At 40.9% G+C, this 18,552-nt stretch carries 16 protein-coding genes and 2 pseudogenes; 2 read left to right on the top strand and 16 right to left on the bottom strand.

The window, feature by feature from the left end:
- Positions 1-22 precede the first annotated feature (22 nt).
- The 7 genes and pseudogenes from astD to rpe form a co-directional block, all read right to left on the bottom strand.
- Positions 23-1,496, bottom strand: a pseudogene (gene astD / locus RS130_RS01670) (succinylglutamate-semialdehyde dehydrogenase).
- 2 nt (positions 1,497-1,498) lie between these two features.
- Complete coding sequence (gene astA, locus RS130_RS01665) at positions 1,499-2,533, bottom strand: arginine N-succinyltransferase (RefSeq protein WP_316024509.1); 1,035 nt, start codon at positions 2,531-2,533, stop codon at positions 1,499-1,501.
- 27 nt (positions 2,534-2,560) lie between these two features.
- Positions 2,561-3,766 carry an aspartate aminotransferase family protein gene (locus RS130_RS01660; RefSeq protein ID WP_316024508.1) on the bottom strand — a complete coding sequence of 402 codons (1,206 nt, stop codon included), beginning with the start codon at positions 3,764-3,766 and terminating at the stop codon, positions 2,561-2,563.
- Between the two features lie 393 nt (positions 3,767-4,159).
- Positions 4,160-5,308 carry an HDOD domain-containing protein gene (locus tag RS130_RS01655; RefSeq protein ID WP_316024507.1) on the bottom strand — a complete coding sequence of 383 codons (1,149 nt, stop codon included), beginning with the start codon at positions 5,306-5,308 and terminating at the stop codon, positions 4,160-4,162.
- A gap of 94 nt (positions 5,309-5,402) precedes the next feature.
- Positions 5,403-5,984 (bottom strand): annotated as a pseudogene (locus RS130_RS01650) (anthranilate synthase component II).
- Between the two features lie 15 nt (positions 5,985-5,999).
- A complete protein-coding gene (gene trpS, locus RS130_RS01645; RefSeq protein ID WP_316024506.1) occupies positions 6,000-7,007 on the bottom strand; it encodes a tryptophan--tRNA ligase in 1,008 nt (335 codons plus the stop codon).
- A 32-nt stretch (positions 7,008-7,039) separates the two neighbouring features.
- On the bottom strand, positions 7,040-7,714 hold the full coding sequence (gene rpe, locus RS130_RS01640) for a ribulose-phosphate 3-epimerase (protein WP_316024505.1): 675 nt from the start codon (positions 7,712-7,714) through the stop codon (positions 7,040-7,042).
- Positions 7,715-8,083: 369 nt separating this feature from the next.
- On the opposite strand from rpe, the gene RS130_RS01635 reads away from it, so the two are divergent.
- Both RS130_RS01635 and RS130_RS01630 read left to right on the top strand, forming a co-directional pair.
- The gene (locus RS130_RS01635; protein WP_316024504.1) at positions 8,084-8,746 is read left to right on the top strand and encodes a TorF family putative porin; all 663 of its coding nucleotides are present in this window, start codon (positions 8,084-8,086) and stop codon (positions 8,744-8,746) included.
- A gap of 188 nt (positions 8,747-8,934) precedes the next feature.
- Positions 8,935-9,249: a hypothetical protein gene (locus RS130_RS01630; protein ID WP_316024503.1), complete on the top strand. Its 315-nt coding sequence runs from the start codon at positions 8,935-8,937 to the stop codon at positions 9,247-9,249.
- A 184-nt stretch (positions 9,250-9,433) separates the two neighbouring features.
- On the opposite strand, the gene RS130_RS01625 is transcribed toward RS130_RS01630, so the two are convergent.
- The 9 genes from RS130_RS01625 to pilM all read right to left on the bottom strand — a co-directional run bounded on the left by RS130_RS01625 (position 9,434) and on the right by pilM (position 18,452).
- Complete coding sequence (locus tag RS130_RS01625) at positions 9,434-10,273, bottom strand: Dam family site-specific DNA-(adenine-N6)-methyltransferase (RefSeq protein ID WP_316024502.1); 840 nt, start codon at positions 10,271-10,273, stop codon at positions 9,434-9,436.
- Between the two features lie 132 nt (positions 10,274-10,405).
- The gene (locus RS130_RS01620; RefSeq protein WP_316024501.1) at positions 10,406-12,001 is read right to left on the bottom strand and encodes an SPOR domain-containing protein; all 1,596 of its coding nucleotides are present in this window, start codon (positions 11,999-12,001) and stop codon (positions 10,406-10,408) included.
- Positions 12,002-12,061: 60 nt separating this feature from the next.
- Entirely contained in the window at positions 12,062-13,129 is a 1,068-nt protein-coding gene (aroB, locus tag RS130_RS01615) for a 3-dehydroquinate synthase (protein ID WP_316024500.1), read from the bottom strand.
- 36 nt (positions 13,130-13,165) lie between these two features.
- Complete coding sequence (aroK, locus tag RS130_RS01610; protein ID WP_158972089.1) at positions 13,166-13,681, bottom strand: shikimate kinase AroK; 516 nt, start codon at positions 13,679-13,681, stop codon at positions 13,166-13,168.
- A 224-nt stretch (positions 13,682-13,905) separates the two neighbouring features.
- A complete protein-coding gene (locus RS130_RS01605) occupies positions 13,906-15,666 on the bottom strand; it encodes a type IV pilus secretin PilQ (protein WP_316024499.1) in 1,761 nt (586 codons plus the stop codon).
- Positions 15,659-16,195 (bottom strand): pilus assembly protein PilP, encoded by a 537-nt coding sequence (locus RS130_RS01600; protein ID WP_316024498.1) that lies wholly within the window; start codon positions 16,193-16,195, stop codon positions 15,659-15,661. Before RS130_RS01600 ends, RS130_RS01605 begins: the two co-directional genes overlap by 8 nt.
- Positions 16,192-16,824 (bottom strand): type IV pilus inner membrane component PilO, encoded by a 633-nt coding sequence (locus RS130_RS01595; protein ID WP_316024497.1) that lies wholly within the window; start codon positions 16,822-16,824, stop codon positions 16,192-16,194. The genes RS130_RS01600 and RS130_RS01595 overlap by 4 nt, the downstream gene beginning before the upstream one ends.
- Complete coding sequence (locus RS130_RS01590; protein WP_316024496.1) at positions 16,821-17,153, bottom strand: PilN domain-containing protein; 333 nt, start codon at positions 17,151-17,153, stop codon at positions 16,821-16,823. Before RS130_RS01590 ends, RS130_RS01595 begins: the two co-directional genes overlap by 4 nt.
- Positions 17,154-17,390: 237 nt before the next feature.
- Complete coding sequence (gene pilM / locus RS130_RS01585; RefSeq protein ID WP_316024495.1) at positions 17,391-18,452, bottom strand: type IV pilus biogenesis protein PilM; 1,062 nt, start codon at positions 18,450-18,452, stop codon at positions 17,391-17,393.
- Between the last annotated feature and the right edge of the window lie 100 nt (positions 18,453-18,552).

The raw sequence follows: 18,552 nt of genomic DNA, 5'->3' as shown, positions 1-18,552 counted from the left end.
GAAAATTTCCTCTAGGCAGATGTTAAAGGCTAAGGCCGGGATTTAACGTTGCTGGAAGAGCAACTTCATCCAATTCCACAGATGATACTGGGTAAGAACAGTAGTCAGCAGCGTAGTAAGCACTTGCTCTGTGATTTCCACTGTCGCCTATTCCACCAAATGGCGCTGCACCACTGGCACCTGTAATGGGGCGGTTCCAGTTAACTATTCCTGCTCGAATGCGACTATAAAAGTGTTGATAGTCGGCTTGACTATCGCTTAATAGTCCGGCCGATAAACCAAAGCTGGTGTTATTAGCTTCGTCAATTGCTTCGTCAAAATCACTATAACGGATCACTTTCAATAATGGGCCAAAATGTTCTTCGTCAGGTAACTGTTGCAAAATATTGCCCACATCGATAATGCTCTGGGCTAACAAACCCTGACTCGCTGTCTAAGTGTTGTAGCGCAAGCAGGGAGGTTGCACCTAGATCAACTAATTGCTGCTGGGCTTGTACCATTGAAGCCGCGGCTTGCTTTGAAATCATTGCGCCCATGAAAGGCTGATCCTCGGCATCGTAATCGCCAATTTTTATTTTAGAAGTGGCGTTGACTAATCTGGCTAAAATCTCATCACCTTTTTCATCATTTGCAATAAACAAACGTCTAGCGCAGGTACAGCGTTGACCTGATGTCACAAATGCTGATTGAATGATGTCGTGTACCGCTGCTTCGACATTTTTTACGTCTTTTACAATTAACGGGTTATTACCGCCCATCTCAAGCGCTAGTATTTTTCCGGGATGACCAGAGTATTGTTCATGTAGAATTTTTCCGGTACGCGAGCTACCGGTAAAAAACAAGCCATCTAAGTTGGAGTGAGCAGCTAATGCCTTGCCGGTTTCAACTTCGCCTTGCACCATATTTAATACGCCCGCTGGCAGTCCTGCTGATTGCCATAGCTGTATGGTTTTTTCAGCCACAAGCGGGGTCAGGTCACTCGGCTTAAATACGATAGTGTTGCCAGCTAATAAAGCGGGAACTATATGGCCATTGGGTAGATGCCTAGGGAAATTATAAGGACCAAATACGGCAACTACACCATGTGGTTTGTGACGAATAAAGGCTTTGCCTAAGGGCATGGCGTTTTCTGTTGTTCCTGTACGTTGATGATAGGCTTTTTCAGACAAGCCAATTTTACCAATCATTGCCGCTACTTCGGTGGCGGTTTCCCAAAGGGGTTTGCCGGTTTCTTGCGAAATAGTTAACGCAAGAGCTTGTCTATTGTCGGCTAGCAGTTCAGCAAATTTTTTCACAAAACTTAGTCGTGTTTCAAAACTCAGGTTACGCCAAGAAACAAAAGCAGAGCGTGCAGCTTCTACCGCTTGGTTGACTTGTTTTTGTGAAGCAGATTTGGCTTGCCAGATAACCTTTTTCTTGGCTGGATCGGTCGAGCGGATGTCATGACCTTCGCCAGCAAACCAATTACCGGCGATAAAATGAGTGGTATTATTCATGGTTAAGTCCTGAAGTGAGTAGGCGCGAAACGGATAGAGTCTCCGTCTGAAATATTTAATGCTGTGGCAGATTCTTGATCTATATTCACATAATCGGCACTAGCATGTACCTGCAGCTTTGTGGTGATGCCCCTAAAATTCTCTACTGCGGTATTGATGACAAAATAACTGTCTGCAGCTTGATCAATGCTAGTATGTATTTTGACTGGCAAACGGCGGCTTGCTTGCGCACTGCGTATATGCTTGAGGTTTGCCTCTACTGTTGGGCCAGCGTCGAAAATATCTACATACCCTCGGCAGCTAAAACCTTCTTGTTCTAGCATTTGCAATGCTGGCTTGGTTTTTTCATGTACTTGACCAATTACAGCTTGCGCTTCTTTACTCAGTAAACTGACGTAAATTGGGTATTTAGGCATTAATTCTGCGATGAACTGTTTTTGTCCAATGCCGGTCAGATAATCAACAGTTGGAAAGTCCATAGAGAAAAAGTGTTCTTCTAGCCATTGCCAAAAGGGAGATTGGCCATGCTCATTATTAATACCGCGCATCTCTGCGATGATAGTCTCTGAAAATCGATGCTGGTGTTCCATCATGAACAAAAAGCGAAATTTAGATAATAATCTACCATTTAAGCCATTGCGGGCCTCGGGTAATAAAAATAACGTGCATATTTCAGATACGCCAGTGTAGTCGTTACATAGGGTAAGAATATCCACCATGTTGTAAATGTTCAATTCGCTTGAAGCATGCACTACTTTACTTAAATGATAATGATAAAAAGCGTCATCTAAACCAACACTTGACGCAATTCCGCTAGTACCTACGATGTGCTTAGTATGAGAATCTTCCATTACAAACAAATAGCTCTCATCACCCGGCTGGGTAACATGAGAGTTAAATGATTGAATCGACTTATTGATTTTATTGGTTAATAAGGCTTCGTTGACAGGCAAAGACGTAAACCCAACGCCAGAAGCTTGAGCTATGCTAAAAAGCGACGCATTGTCGCTTTCTCGGATTGGGCGAATAATATTCATGTTAACTGACTTACCTTTAGCTTCAAATTACGCATTAACAACTTTAGCTACGGCACGTTCAAAACGAACAAGACCTTGCTGAATATCTTCATCAGGAATGACTAAAGATGGGGCGAAACGAATTACATTGGCTCCAGCAACTAAGCACATTAGCTGTTCGTCTGCGCTAGCCACTAAAAAGTCACGAGCGCGGCCGGCATATTGTTCATTTAACACAGCACCTATTAATAGTCCTTTACCACGTATTTCTGAGAAGCAGGCATATTTTTGGTTAATGGCTTGTAAGCCGCTGCGGTACAATTGCTCTTTTCGTTTTACGCCATTGAGCACTTCTGGTGTGTTGACTATTTTAAGTACGGTTTCAGCCACGGCACAAGCTAAAGGGTTACCACCATAGGTGCTGCCATGTGTTCCTACTTTTAAGTGTTCGGCAATAGCAGTGGTGGTCAGCATGGCTCCAATCGGGAAACCGCCACCCAGCGCTTTGGCACTAGTTAAAATATCTGGCACTACATCCAAACCCATATAAGCGAATAGGTCTCCTGTTCTGCCAACACCAGTTTGCACTTCATCAAAAATAAGTAGTGCATTGTGCTTATCACATAGTGCACGAACGCCTTTGGCAAATTCATTGGTTGGACTAATAATGCCGCCTTCGCCTTGTAGTGGTTCCATCATTACAGCACAGGTTTTGTCAGAAATGAGCGCTTCTAGTGCCGCTAAATCGTTGTATTCAACGTGCTCTATATTGCCTGGTTTTGGACCAAAACCATCAGAGTAAGCCGCTTGCCCACCTACAGTTACAGTGAAAAAAGTACGCCCATGAAAGCCTTGCTTAAAGGCAATGATTTGATTTTTTTCTTCGCTGAATTTCTCTAAAGCGTAACGTCTGGCTAGTTTTAACGCCGCTTCGTTTGCTTCTGCGCCAGAATTGGCAAAGTAGACTTTTTCTGCGAAGGTGACATTCACTAGTTCTTTGGCTAAGCGTAGAGCGGGCTCATTGGTTAACACATTGCTTAAGTGCCACAAAGTTTCACCTTGTTTCTTTAGCGTATTGACCAATTCTGGGTGGCAATGGCCTAACACGTTCACAGCAATTCCGCCGGCAAAATCAATATATTCGGTACCAGCTTGATCCCATAATCGAGAGCCTAATCCTTTTACTGGAATAATTGCTGCAGGATTGTAATTGGGTACCATTACTTCATTAAATAAATCGCGGGTAACATTCATATTGTGGCCTTACATACTAGAGTGAAAAATGACTCAATGTGTTCGAAAAAGAAAGGTTATTATGGCAGATGTTATGTATGCTGTCTGTAATAAATATCTCTGAAGCCAGCATTTTTAAAGGGATTAAGCTTTTATTGCAGAAAAAGTGAATAATTATTTGAAAGCCAAATCATTGCAATGACAAGACTACGATCGGTGAAGGAAACGCCATCAGCTTAGCCATACTAAGTGAATAGGGCCGATGAGAGTAGCCAATTTGCCCGCAGGATAGCCAATAAAGAGGGTTGGATAAGTTTCAGGTTAACGCGTTTAATACATATTGAACGCGATGTTTCAGGACTTTTTGATAGACTGCACATTCATCATTGAAGTGCATGAATATGCTCAAAAAATTTAAGTTTCAGATGTAGAGAGCTGTAATGAACGTATGTCTGTTTTTTGTAGAATTTCTAAAGATCCCTTAGGTAGATTCATTGTTCTTACAAAGTCTTTCGCTTGTGCTAGGTCAATTAATTTATGTTGTTTCAAAATTCGGTACTTGGCATAAGCGCTGCCTTGCTTAAGTACTTTGGCCATAGGTGATAGCTGCTCATAAGCTAAGTCTTGATTTATCTCTTGCATTGCATTACCGATGAACACTCTTTTCAAATCCATTTTATTGATAAGCTGAGTGCTAATATTAAACGCATGCTTCTCGATCAGAGTATTTAAAAAGTCTCCGTTAGGCGAGATACTACTTAAAGCTCGGTGTGCATCATGTTTAGCGTACTTTTCAGCTTCGATTATTGCTTCTCGTTGTACTTCGTCAAAAATACGAAAAAAGTTCCGGACAATAACCACTTTACCGATGAGTTGGAACATGCCAAGACAAAAAGCATGATTAGGCTCAACTTTACTGAAACTGGCTAATTGTTTACAGCATAACGCGGTGGCTAACGCTTCTTCCCAAATGCGAGTTTTTATTTTGGGATAAGGGTCGGTAATTTGCGGTAACCAGCGTCTAAACGATAGTGATGTGACAATCTGGATTAAGTTTTCAATGCCAAAAAAGCTCAACCCAACACGTAAGTTGTCAACTAAAATCACGTTACCTTTGTTGTCTAAGCGCTTGTATTTTGGTTGGTTTATTAACTTCATTAAATCGTTATAAAACCAAGGGATTTCAGTGGCTACCGGTTCAATTTTAGAAATGGTGGCAGCTCTTACGCCAATTGTATCCAGTAAATTTGGCAATGCTTTATCGATGCCTATTATCTTGCTATAGATGTGCTCTATATCCTCTAACCTTTCTTCGATACGTTTTTCGATTTCGACATTAAGCTGCTGGTCAATTGTTCGCACTAGGCTTTGTTCCGCTTTGTCATTTAATCGTTTTTCGCGAAGTGCTTGTTTTTCTACATCAAGTAGTTGCCGTTGGTTGTTTTCATTTTGTTGTTGGGCGACGTCTTGTGCTTCGGGTAGACCTTCATTTTGCACTGCAAATTGCGCTGCTTTGTTATCTAAAAACAAGTTGTTCAAGCGGGTTTTAAGGATTTTTTCCATACTAATAATAAACTCGGTAAATGCTATTTTTATTGTGTGCTGCAAAGTTCATATTATACCACTATCACTATTGTTCTTCACAATTTCTGCCCATTTAAGCGCTAGTTAGGAAGTTTTCTAGTATTTTATGCCCATATTCGGTTAATAAAGACTCCGGATGGAATTGTACACCATAGATTTTTTGCGATTTATATTCAATTGCCATGACTTCTTTAGACTCGAGGATTCGGTCATCTTGGCACCAAGCTGTGACAGTGAATTGTGCGGGTACAGAATCTATATCTAATAAAAGTGAATGGTATCGAGTGGCATTGAATGGGTTTTCAACCTGCTGAAATAGCTGGCTGTCACAGTGGTATACCCTTGATGTTTTACCATGAATAGCTTGCTTGGCTCGTATTACCTTGGCTCCAAACCTGGCCTATTGCTTGATGGCCTAAGCACACCCCTAACATAGGAATTTTTCCAGCAAAGGTTGCAATAGCTTGCAATGTGATGCCTGCTTGATCAGGGGTACAAGGTCCGGGAGAAAAACCAGATAGTCGGGGTGTAAAGCTTGAATTTCTTGACAAGAAACTTCGTCATTCCGCTTGATAAGCACATCTTGGCCCAATTCGATAAAATATCGGGCCAAATTGTGTGTGAACGAATCGTAGTTATCGATCAGTAGCAACATATTGTTTGCTGTAAGTTACAAAGGTTTAGGGATGAAGCCAACTGCTTTATATACTTTGTCAATAGTTTGCTGTGCCCTCTCTTGTGCTTGTTCTGCGCCATTACGCATAATGCGATCGAGTTCGGTCTGGTCATTGCGTAAAGTAGCGAACTTCGCTTGTATTGGCTCTAATAAAGAGACAACCGCATCGGCAACGTCTCCTTTAAGATGCCCATACATTTTGTCTTCGTAGCTTGGTACAAGTTCATTAATAGGCGTACCTGTTGCACATGACAACAAACTCAATAAGTTAGACACGCCAGGTTTTTCTGCCGTATCAAAATAAATGCGCGCTTGTTCGTCTGAATCCGTCACTGCTCGTTTGATCTTTTTCGTAATCTTTTTAGGGTCTTCTAATAAGCCTACAAAATTATTAATGTTGTCGTCTGACTTAGACATTTTCTTTGTAGGATCTTGTAAACTCATGACTCGTGCACCTACCTTTGGAATAAAAGGTTCTGGAACGGTAAAGGTTGGCTGATATAGGTTATTAAAACGAGCAGCAATATCTCGGGTAAGTTCTAAATGTTGCTTTTGATCATCCCCAACAGGTACTTGATTGGCCTGATAAAGTAAAATATCAGCGGCCATAAGTGCTGGATAGGTGTACAAACCAGAGTTAATGTTAGACACATTTTTAGCTGACTTATCCTTGAATTGAGTCATACGATTTAACTCACCCATCTGGGTGTAGCAATTCATAATCCAACCTAATTGGGCATGTTGCGGTACATGTGACTGAACAAATACCGTGCTTTTTTCAGGATCGATACCACACGCTATGTACAATGCTAGACCGTCTAAGCAGGCGTTATACAGAGCTTTGGGATCTTGGCGCACAGTAATGGCATGCATATCGACTAGCATATAGAGACAATCGTGTGAATCTTGCATATTCACCCATTGACGAAGTGCGCCAATATAGTTGCCGATGGTTAGTTGGCCAGAAGGTTGGCAGCCGCTTAATACAATAGGTTTACTCATAATTTTATTAATCTATATAGTAGTTTCAAAGGTTAACGATTTACGTTTGCTAGTTCAGCGCGCATTTGATCGATAACTTGGCTGTAATCTGATTGATTAAAAATAGCAGAGCCAGCAACAAACATGTCGGCTCCCGCTTCTGCGATGGCGCGAATATTATCGACTTTTACTCCACCGTCAATTTCTAATCTAATATCGAAGCCAGAACTATCAATTAATGCTCGGATTTTCTTTAATTTATCTAAACTATGGGGAATAAAACTCTGGCCACCAAAACCTGGATTGACCGACATCAATAAAATGTGATGTAACTTGTGCATTACATCATCTAAATAATGTAAGGGAGTGGCTGGGTTAAATACCAAACCAGGTTTGCAGCCCGAGTCGATAATAAGCTGCAGGCTTCTATCTAAATGCTGGGTCGCTTCCGGGTGAAAGCTGATATAGGTTGCACCAGCTTTAGCAAACTGACTAATTAAGTCATCCACCGGCTGCACCATTAAGTGCACATCAATATCAGCGGTTACGCCATGCTTACGCAGTGCTTCACACACCATAGGACCAATAGTTAAGTTAGGAACATAGTGATTGTCCATAACGTCAAAGTGCACAACATCTGCACCGGCGGCTAATACTGCATCAACATCTTCACCTAACTTGGCAAAATTTGCAGACAAAATCGAAGGTGCTATCAAGTATTTAGTCATAGAAGGCCCAATGCTCAAAAGCTAGTACTTTACAGAAAAATGGAAATAGACAAAAGTACAATAAGAGCGATATGAAAAATAAGTATCTAGTTAATTTTACGTATTGACAATAGCTGTATGTTTTTTGCACCAAAACTGAACAAATGTTCACTTGTGGTGCTATTTACTATATTTGAAAACAGTGGTTTAAATATCATTGTCTTAGTTAAAATAATTAAAAGTCATATTATTCAATTGTTTACAAGTAAATAAAACGACCTCCAAGGGTTTTGGTTTTTCGGCATCGGATTTGCGTTACCAGTATCAGGAAAATAAAACACATAAGTAGTTTTTAAACCGAATTTACTTTAAATAAATTGGAGAACACACATGAAATTTCTAAAATTAACCACACTAGCCGCAGCTGTTTTAGCCGCTTCAAGTTTTAGCCAAGTTGCTTCTGCTGAAGTGAGTGCAAATATAGGCGTTACAAGCAATTACTTATGGCGTGGCATGACCCAGAGTAGTGATTCTGCATCAGTTTCTGGTGGTCTTGATTATGCCGCAGATTCTGGATTTTATGCAGGAACTTGGGTTGGTTCTTTAGGGGAAGGTTCTGGTGCAGAAACTGACTTTTATCTTGGTTACGGCGGACAGTCGGGTGACTTTAGTTATGATGTTGGCTATGTATATTATGCTTATACAGATTTAACTGACAGTAACTTTGGAGAACTCTATTTTAATGGTTCATTAGGTGCGTTCGGGTTTGGCGTAGCTTACACGGCAAATAGTGAGTATGACGATGGTTCAACTTTTGATGCTGGCGACCTTTATTACAGCGTAAGTTACGGTTTTGATCTGCCAAACGAATACAGCTTAGGTTTAACTGCAGGTTACTACGACTTTGATACTGATACTCAGGGCGATGTTGATTTTGCTCATATCCAAGCAGATATTAGTAAAGGCGATTTCACTTTTAGCGTATCTAAAGCGCAAACAGATTCGGGCGACGGCGATATTAAATTTGTGGCGAGTTGGGGCACAAGTTTCTAAGCTGTTTTTACTAAAAAAACATCTTGTGAATGCCAGCTTATAGCTGGCATTTTTGTTTAAGCCGTTTACTTTCCTACGGTGATTATCATCCATAAAACGACGAATTAACTAACTACTGAGTTAAGTGGGAGTTGTCGAAATTTTGTACGTGAGTATAATGTTTCATCTTTATTGAGGAGAGTATTATTATGAATAGGAAAATAGCATCGATATGTTCTTTGAGCGGACTCGGCCTCATTGCGATTTTAACCTTGGGTAATGTCTCGTCCTCTTTAGATGAAGGCCAGTTGTTTTGTAAATGCGAGCCTAATATAGCATTTAACCATACCTTACCCTTAAGCCATCCTATTAATAAGTGTGCAGCGACACAATCTGATGCGGTGAGTTGGTCTTCTTGGATTAAAGGCAGCTCTAGTTCGTATCAGTTTCATTTTATTGATTTATTAGAATTGCTCTCTAGAACTAAAGACTACACTACCGAAGATTATACCGACCGAAAATAATCTTCCCTTTTTATTGATCCTTAGACCAACTCCAATAAGTCATTGTGCACTCAGCGGGAACGTCCCAGCTGATTTTGCATTGGGTTGGCAGTATTGGAATGGGAGCAATCATACCTGCACGTCGTCAGCTTATTCACAAACTGCTGGTTCGTTGTGAATGCATCGCTATTTAATGGAATTGGTATTATTTACTGATGTGCGAAGTATGACTATAGAGCGCAAACAGTTCGGCCGCTTTCTTTCTATTCCCCCCATTTTGACTAATAAAACGACTGACCTGTAAGGTGCTGATTTCTGCGTCTTGATATATGCTGCGAGTAAATTCCGTATCGTGATTACTGATCAGTACAGGAATGTTACGATGATTAAAAGTACGAGTGGCAATGGCGGCTAATCTTACTTGGCAATCTAAAGTAAACCCACCTTTCGCGTAAGCATTAAACATCGCAGTTTTACTAATTGGCGCATAGGGAGGATCGCAGTATATCACTGAGTGTTTTCTCGCCTTAGAAAATGTTTTTTCGAAAGACTCGCAAGTGAAAGTGGCTTTTTTGGCTTTCTCGGCAAAAAATATCAACTCTTTCTCAGGAAAGTAGGGAGCTTTGTAACGACCAAAAGGTACGTTAAATCCACCGCTATTGTTATACCTACATAACCCGTTGTATCCGTGTCTGTTTAAGTAAAGAAATAGTACCGCTCGTTCATAAATATCAGTACTACGATTAAACTTGTCTCTTAACTCGTAGTATCGTTTTTCTTGATTGTGCTGGGCATTAAATAAAGTGGCGCTATCCGCAATATAACTTTCGGATTGGGTTTTCACAATATTATAGAGGTTAATCAGATCAGGGTTAATGTCGTTCAGTAAATATTTAGGGTAGTCAGTATTTAAAAACACTGAGCCTGCGCCGACAAAAGGCTCTATCAGTTTTCTGCCTTGGGGTAGTTGTTCAGTAATGGCTTCTACTAGATTATATTTGCCACCGGCCCATTTTAAAAAGGCTCTCGATTTTTTGTTTTTCATTATTTGTTTAAAACTGCCTAGTCTATGAAATTACCGAAAATACTGGAAGAGACAGTTTGTTTAGATCAGCAGTCTACAATTTACAGCATATACATGGAATTGTATCTAGCTATGGGGCAAACAACAATTGGCTTATGGTTGTGAATTTGCAATTTCTTGTTGAACTTGGCGCATAGTTTTAGCAAATGGTTCATTTTTCAACATCTGACTGGGCAATTGGCTTATTTGTTGTCTAGCTTGGTTGATTGTATCGAAATGCTGATTGTAAATGAGTACATACCAATTACCCCCATAACGTTGAGTAGTATAAAGCCAAACAGAGTCGGATAAATTTTCATCTTCGATATATTCTTTGAGCAAGCTAAAGTTGCTCATGGCTGTGAGTTGAATAACGAAAAGATTACTAGGTAAAGTACTGAGTGTGGCTGAGCGGTCTTTAATCTCACTAGCTGGGGTGTTTTGTGTTTTCGTTTGGCGTACTGTGGTTGCTGTAGTGGATAGTGGCGCTGAGATAGGTGCAGCACTGATAATATCTGCTACTGGGTAGTCTGTGGCTTGATTACTTATTGTGAGTGCTTCAACTTGTACTATTTCTGGTGCTAATTGGGTGATTTGGATAGGAACTTCATCTGCTAAAGGTGGATTTTTAGATGTTAATGTCGCTAAATCAATAGCCTGTACGTCGGGTAAACCCGCTGATATAGGCGTCGTTATTGTTGACGTATTGAGTGGTTGAGTGTCTAGCTTAGGCTTTTCGGCATTCCATGCTGTGACTAAATCTTCAGCCCCCACTTTAACTGAGTCTATCTGTAAACTGTTGGTGCTCGTATTAGCAGCTGGTTGTTCTATAGCGCTCGCCTTGGAGTCGGCTAGAAGGGTTTTCTTTGTTGTGCTGGTAACCGTTTCAATGGCGACTTGCTCTGGGCTAAGTAACTCAGACATATCATCAACTTTCGATTCGACTTGTTGTGATATGACTAGCCCGCTGCTTTGTGGCTCGGGCGCTGAGGTGGCTAAAATATCTCGTATCTTATTTGGGTATAGCCAATAAAGCATGCCCACAAAAGTAGCCAAAAATACTAAACAAATGACTGCAATAACCCACAATTTTTTATACACAGCCTTGCCTTTGTGATGATCTTTTTGAGCATCTACATCTATATTGTCCATTTGTTGGCTGTGTTGTATTGCTTGTTCGATATTGAATTGTTGACCGGCATGATTATCGATGTGATTGTTTACACTATTGATCAGTATGGGTTTTTCTTTTGAGTTGGCGGCGATAATATTCTTGGTTTTTTCGGCCCAGTCTGATTGACCCATTAGTAGAATATTCAGGTGCTGTTTGTTATTAGCAAAGCGGCTTTGTAAAACCAGTTCCCATAATTCTTTGACTAATTTAGTAGGTAGTTTTTCTGCTTGAAAAATACTGATTAACACGGGGCCTTCGTGTTGATTAAGCGCCGCCAACACTTGATTAAGGGGCAAGGTAAAATTGCAGCCTTGATGTTGACCAATTAATTGATGGAATAGTTTTTCGCGGTATATGGCTAACGGTGTGAGCTCATCGGCGGTCAGTAAGGCAAGATCAGTCTGGTCATCTTGTTGGCTAATATAGGTCTCAACAAATTTAGATTGTTGCTTAATTTTGTCGGTGCATACAAAGACAAGTTGTGATGAAAAACTAGTTAAACAGTCTAATCTATCACTCAGTTCTGACAATGGCATTCTTACCGTTTTCCTTAAGTTGGGCTCACTATGAAAATATAATGAGCCGAATTTGGCTCCCTAAGAAAGAATAGTTCGCAGCACCTCTTCGCTCACATCTTTTGTTATGACCGACTTACCAATGCCTTGCGGAATAATAAATACTAGATTGCCTGCCAGTACCTTTTTATCATGACGCATATGTTTGATAAATTCGTCAAAATGCATGTCTGAAGGTGCGTTAGTCGGTAACTCAAATGCTTGTAACAATGATTCTATGCGACTATATTCTGACGCTTCGAGCCAATTCATCTTAGTTGCTACTGCTGAAGCAAGAACAATGCCTGTTGCTACAGCTTCACCATGTAACCAGTTACCGTAGCCTTGTTCTGCTTCAATTGCGTGGCCAAATGTATGACCAAGATTGAGAATGGCACGTAACCCTGACTCTCTTTCGTCAATAGCGACTACTTCAGCTTTTATCTCACAACAACGGGCAATCATGTATTGCAGCGCGGCCTGATCTTGCTGTTTAATGGCTTGTTGATTGTTTTCTAACCAAACAAAGAAGTCGTAATCGTAGATGATCCCGTACTTGATCACCTCGGCCATCCCTGCGGCAAACTCACGAGGTGGCAATGAAGATAAGCTATTGGTATCAATAATCACTGCTTGTGGTTGATAAAACGCGCCAATCATATTCTTACCCAGAGGATGGTTTACTGCTGTTTTACCACCAACAGAAGAATCAACCTGAGATAACAAGGTCGTTGGTATCTGGATAAAAGGTACGCCTCTTTGAAAACATGCTGCTACAAACCCGGTTAAATCGCCAATAACACCACCGCCTAATGCAATTAGGGTTGTATCTCGACCAGCAGACATAGCCAAAAGTTGCGAGATAACAGATTCAAAGCTTTGTAGATTTTTATGTTGCTCGCCATCAGGCACAACAAGTTTAGTGACTTCATATCCAGCTAATGCATTAGCCACAACGGGATAGAATAATGCATCAATGACATCATTGGTCACTACCACGACTTTTTTAGTCGTTAAATACTGAGTAATAACATCAGCTTGAGCAAACTGATTGGCTTGAATTGAGATAGGGTAGCTACGCTCACCCAACTCTACTTTAAGTGTCGTCATAAGAAGCGTAGCCCTATTGGAACAGTTAGATTAAAATTACAGACCTATTTTTTCGATGATTTGGTTAGCCACTGCACGAGCACTTTGGTCGTCAGTATCAACGATATAATCGGCTGCATCTTCATACAATGGATTACGTTCTTCTGCAAGATTACGTAATACTACTTCTGGATCATCTTTTTGTAGTAACGGACGACGCTTATCACGTTGTGTTCTGGCTACTTGTTTATCGATGGTAGTTTGTAAATAAACCACAATGCCACGTGCAGATAATCTGTTGCGCACATTTTTACTTACTACTGAACCACCGCCTGTCGCTAAAACAATGCCTTGTTTGTCGGTTAGGTCGTTGATGACATTTTCTTCACGAACACGAAAACCTTCTTCTCCTTCAAGATCAAAGATCCAGGCTATATCAGCGCCAGAGCGTTTTTCAATTTCATGATCTGAGTCAAAGAATTCTAAATGAAGTTCATCTGCAAGGTGCCTACCAATTGTGCTTTTACCAGCACCCATGGGGCCTATTAGGAATATATTACGTTTTTCAGCCATTTTTGCTTATTTCACAACTATGTTTATTTAAGGGGTAGAAAGATTGTTCGGCTACCCTTTTATGGATTAACCAGACCTCGTCAAAATTTCGAGGCGGGGATTATCTCAGCTTTAACCCGAAATTTGCAAGCTTTGTAGATTTAAACATCCATGATTATCGAAAAAAACTTTAAAAAGGTGATAAAAACGGGTGTTTTTGTTTCGCTAAACTGATTATCGAACAATTAGTTTGCCGTTGTTAGCGGATTTGCCAAGATTTTTGGTGTCACAAAAATAAGTAATTCTCTTTTTTCTATTCGTTCGGTGGTTTTCTTGAATAGGTTGCCAATTAGTGGAATGTCCCCCAGAAAGGGCACTTTTGCTACTTCATCGCTTGAGGCTTGTTGGAATATTCCACCTAAAACGATAGTTTCACCATTATCCACTAGTACTTGAGTGCTAATTTCTTGGGTATCAATTGCCACAGCATCGCCAGTAGATGTGGGTACTGTATCGCCTCTGGTATCTTGTGTTACGACTAAATCAAGAATTATTCGATTGTCTGGCGTGATATGTGGGGTCACTTTCATGCTAAGTACTGCTTTTTTGAATTCTACTGAGGTCGCACCACTAGAGGTAGATTGCACGTAGGGAATTTCTGTCCCTTGCTCGATGTAAGCTTGATGTTGATTGGCTACGGTAATACGAGGGCTAGCTATAATTTCTCCCTTGTTTTCAGATTCGAGTGCCGACAATTCTAAATCTATGATGCTGCCGTTTGCTAATCGGGCTATTTGTAGCCCAATGCGGCCAGCAGGATGGGTAATAGGCAGCGCAACATTTAGTCTATCCGCTAGAGGCGGGACGGTGCCAGAAGCGACAGCGTTCGAGCCGCTAAGTGAGCCAGAAATCCCTCCATTACTAATGCGTTTATTTAGCCCCCACTGCACGCCAATCTCTTCACTAACGTTATCTCTTACGGTAACCATTCTTGACTCAATTAACACTTGTTTTATTGGAATGTCTAAGGCGTTAACCAAGAGTATTGCCTCGTCGATTGAAGCTTGAGTATCTCTTAGCAACAGAGTATTGGTGCGTTCGTCCACCATGACGCTACCTCTTGAAGTGAGAACGCTGTTTTCGGTAGTTTTAAGAATGGCGGCAAGCGCTGACGCTTTGGCGTAGTTAATTTGCACATTGGTCGATATTAACCCCGCTAATTCTGCGACTTTCTGTTTTGCTTGTAATTGCAAAGTCTCCCGCGCAGTTAATTCTTCAGTAGGAGCAATCAGCAATATATTTCCTTCTAAGCGCTTATCCAGGCCTTTTATTTTTAATATCATCGCCAACGCCTGATCCCATGGTACGCCAGATAAACTGATGGTGACATTGCCGGTTACCGTGTCTGTGGTGACTAAATTAAAGTTATTCACTTGGGCGATTATCTGTAAAACTTGGCGTACAGGTACGTCTTGAAAATCTAAAGAGATGGGATCGCCTTTGAAGTGCTGTTGTAAAGAATGAACTGGCGCATCGACAGGTTTTTTCTCTATTTCAATGGTTAGTCGATTCGCTTTCTTTTGATGACGAAAATTAACCTTGTCTAAAAGTGTGAACTCAACTCTAGATTGAGCTTTATCTTGGAAGGTCTCAATTGAGTGTACTGGTGTAGCAAAATTTAAGAGGTCTAGAGTAAATAATTGATCTTTACCTAGCCTTACTTTGGGTAAAGTGAGTGCAAGGGTGTTAGCTTTGGCATTTAGCTGCATTTGAAAGTTGTTATTGTTAAAACTTAATATGGTTTGTCCGCCTCCACTAGGTAAGCGATTGAATTGAATATCTTGTAACTCAGTCAAGTAAGCGCTGGTCTGTGGGTCAATCAGTATAGTCGGCGGATTTTGGCTAGCCGCCTCAAAGGTTGTGCAGCTAAAAGTCACAGAAAATGCCCAAATCAGTAGCGTGTAGGAATAGGTTTGTTTTGTGCTAAGCAGAGAATATTTAAACATTTATGTCTCCTGCTTTAACAGTCATAGTCAGCGAGGCTTGTTTCTTTTGCCAGCAGCCGGCACCATCAGGCTGCATTTCTGTAAAAGCAACGACACCATTTTTGATTGAATCAATTTTGCCAAAGAATAGGCCTAAGTGATCTCCGACCGTAGCTTTATATAATTCACCAGAAGCCACTTTAATTAACGCCCATTGCTTGCCGTTAGCAAAAAATACACCGGTTACAGATAACCTGTCGATACCAAATCTTTCGAGTACCTGTTTGGTTCGAGCAAAGTCGGGCTGTGTACAATTTGATTGAGACACAGTATTTGCTTTTGTTGCTGGTGGGGTTTTTAGGTGTTTAAAAGGGCTACGTAATTTTGTCGCACCGTAAACAAAAGCTGGCTTACTTTCGAACTCAGGATAGGGCTCAATATTAAGTGCCGTGGTTTGTTGGACGTCTTTGATGAAAAGCTGCAAGTCGTCAGTTTGCGATTCGCAAGACATTAATAAAATGACAGAAACTACGGTAAGTGCATGTTTCATTTTTGTTGTCCCTTAGTCCTGTTGTGATCCGTTGCCAGTTGTTTATTTAGCGATGTTCGATAGGTTTTTGCCTGTATTTGTAAGGTTAGGGTGTCGGTATTTGGGCTTACCTCAAAGTCATGTACGGTTACTATGCGCGGCAGCCCTGCTATTTTTGAAGCGAATTTACCAAAATCATGATAGTTACCCGTCACTTCCATTTTGATAGGGAGCTCGGTATAGAAATCTTTAGGTACTTCACTTTGCCAGTTAAGCAATTTGAAGGTTAAACCAGCAGAGGTGCCTACTAGGGTGATATCGTCTAGTAATCCTGTGGTTTCGTTATTAGTGGGAAGAGATTTTAGCATCGAGGAAAAATCACTTTGTAATCTGGCTAATTGCTTTTCATAGGCAGCGAGGTTGACGGCAATTCGGTATTTAGCTTGGTAGATTCGTTTTAACTCAGGCTCTTTACCCTGAGTTTCATTTAAGGTAGGTAAGGTTGATTTTACAAATAAGTAATAACCAGTGCTTAGGCTTAATATTACCGTGAGCAATGCCAGCACTGTTTTCACCTCAAAGGGCCAAGTGGCAATTTGCTCAAAATCGAGGTTGTTCATCTCTTTAAGCTTGCTAACGTTAAATTTCATTTGCTTGGCTCCTCGGACTGGATAGATAGTTCCGGAGCAACTCTCGGCTCAATACTAAAAGTTAATGTAAATTCGCTTATTGCTTTAAGAGTAGAGGTATCGGCAACTATTGAAGATAGCGTGGGGCGGCTAAAAACAGTAGAGGTCTCAATTTTGCGCATAAAATCCGCCAGACGATTGTTGGATTCACTCACGCCTAGAATTTCAATTTGATTGCCTAGCCGAGAAATTCGTTTAAAAGACAATCCAGTTGGTACCAGCTTAACCAGTTCGTCTAGTACTATTGGCACTACATTGCGGCTGGATTCTAGTTGTTCGATTAACAACATTTTTTGCTGGAGAGCTTGCTTGTCTTTTTTAATCTGTACTATTTGCCAATCTGTTGGGTTAACAGGGAGGTTTGTTGTTCAATAAACCGATTGCGAACGTTTTGGTTTGTGCTCAAACGTTCAATAATATGGCCGACGCTGAACATCAGAGAAAGACACAGTAACGCGATGCCAGCTAACAATGTTAAGTATCGTTTTTTTGTTCGGTTCTGCGGTTTTCTCGCCAGTGCAATAAGTTTATATGTGCCATGGTTGAAATCCTCTGTATGCTAACCCCGCCGCTATCGCCATTTGTGGGGTGACTTTGGCTAGTTCTGTGACCGATATAGAGTGGTCAATTGTCATTGAATGAAAAGGGTTAAAGGCGATGAATTCAATGCCAAATTCGGCTGAAAGGTCTTTGGCTAGATTATCTAGATGTCCTGCACCGCCGCTAATTAGCAGTGAGTCAGGGCGATTCGCACCAGTCGAGCTTACGTAGACTTGGATAATTTTATCAATGTGCTGTTGTAACGTATCTAAAAACAGTGAGTAAGCTTGTTGTTTCCATTGGGTGGGGAGTGAGTTGTCTTTTAATTGTGATTCAATTTGAACGCGAGTTTGGTTGTATTGTTCGATTAAATTCTCAATTAATGGGTCTACACCAAAATGATGCTCTTGAGTGAAAATTACTTGCCCATTGCACAGCGTGCAGAACTGTAATTGCGTTGCGCCTATATTAATACAGCTTATGTTGTCTGTGTTCTGGCTTGGATATAATGCGGCGACTGCTGTACCTAAGGCATAACTTTCTAAGTCGACAATTTTTGTCTCGTAGCCGACCTCTGCCAAAAGCGTGGTTCGACGGTCAACAATATCTTTGTGAACAGCACTTAATAGCACCGCCACTTTATCGTCGTTCGCTTTGTTGATTTCCAATTTTTCAAAGTCGATATAAACTTGGTCGAATGGATAGGGAATTAAGCTGTCGGCTTCGAGCTCAATTTGATTTTCAAGCTCGTAGTCAGTTTGTGGAGCATCGATACATACCGTCTTATTTAGCACTGTTGAGCCTGAAACGGCTATCACCACTAAATTGTTGTTGCTGCCAAGAGATGACTTCACTTTTTTCAGGGCGTGACTGACGGCTTCAAAATCTTTGATTTCTCGTTCGTTGAAAGCATGACTAGATATGGGCTCGCAAGCAAAACCAGATAGGGTAATGTGCTCTTTGGCTTTCTCTAAGGAGACGGCTTTTATAAAACGAGTGCCAATATCAAGGCCTATTATCTGTTGGGGTTTGGGGCTGAATAAGTGCATTAGTTGGCTTCATCCTATTGAAAATAACTTCCATTAACATTATTCGTGATATTTTTTGTATTTTATGGTTCTAATCAGCGTACATAGGTATAAAATGTAG

Source organism: Paraglaciecola aquimarina (genome assembly GCF_032464635.1).
In the GTDB taxonomy this organism is placed as follows: domain Bacteria; phylum Pseudomonadota; class Gammaproteobacteria; order Enterobacterales; family Alteromonadaceae; genus Paraglaciecola; species Paraglaciecola aquimarina.
This window is presented reverse-complemented; position numbering and strand designations above follow the sequence as displayed.

Bases quoted from the DNA above. Each gene is read 5' to 3' on its own strand.
- astA (WP_316024509.1), bottom strand. From the start codon at position 2,533: ATGAATATTATTCGCCCAATCCGAGAAAGCGACAATGCGTCGCTTTTT.
- RS130_RS01660 (WP_316024508.1), bottom strand. From the start codon at position 3,766: ATGAATGTTACCCGCGATTTATTTAATGAAGTAATGGTACCCAATTAC.
- RS130_RS01655 (WP_316024507.1), bottom strand. From the start codon at position 5,308: ATGGAAAAAATCCTTAAAACCCGCTTGAACAACTTGTTTTTAGATAAC.
- trpS (WP_316024506.1), bottom strand. From the start codon at position 7,007: ATGAGTAAACCTATTGTATTAAGCGGCTGCCAACCTTCTGGCCAACTA.
- rpe (WP_316024505.1), bottom strand. From the start codon at position 7,714: ATGACTAAATACTTGATAGCACCTTCGATTTTGTCTGCAAATTTTGCC.
- RS130_RS01635 (WP_316024504.1), top strand. From the start codon at position 8,084: ATGAAATTTCTAAAATTAACCACACTAGCCGCAGCTGTTTTAGCCGCT.
- RS130_RS01630 (WP_316024503.1), top strand. From the start codon at position 8,935: ATGAATAGGAAAATAGCATCGATATGTTCTTTGAGCGGACTCGGCCTC.
- RS130_RS01625 (WP_316024502.1), bottom strand. From the start codon at position 10,273: ATGAAAAACAAAAAATCGAGAGCCTTTTTAAAATGGGCCGGTGGCAAA.
- RS130_RS01620 (WP_316024501.1), bottom strand. From the start codon at position 12,001: ATGCCATTGTCAGAACTGAGTGATAGATTAGACTGTTTAACTAGTTTT.
- aroB (WP_316024500.1), bottom strand. From the start codon at position 13,129: ATGACGACACTTAAAGTAGAGTTGGGTGAGCGTAGCTACCCTATCTCA.
- aroK (WP_158972089.1), bottom strand. From the start codon at position 13,681: ATGGCTGAAAAACGTAATATATTCCTAATAGGCCCCATGGGTGCTGGT.
- RS130_RS01605 (WP_316024499.1), bottom strand. From the start codon at position 15,666: ATGTTTAAATATTCTCTGCTTAGCACAAAACAAACCTATTCCTACACG.
- RS130_RS01600 (WP_316024498.1), bottom strand. From the start codon at position 16,195: ATGAAACATGCACTTACCGTAGTTTCTGTCATTTTATTAATGTCTTGC.
- RS130_RS01595 (WP_316024497.1), bottom strand. From the start codon at position 16,824: ATGAAATTTAACGTTAGCAAGCTTAAAGAGATGAACAACCTCGATTTT.
- RS130_RS01590 (WP_316024496.1), bottom strand. From the start codon at position 17,153: ATGTTGTTAATCGAACAACTAGAATCCAGCCGCAATGTAGTGCCAATA.
- pilM (WP_316024495.1), bottom strand. From the start codon at position 18,452: ATGCACTTATTCAGCCCCAAACCCCAACAGATAATAGGCCTTGATATT.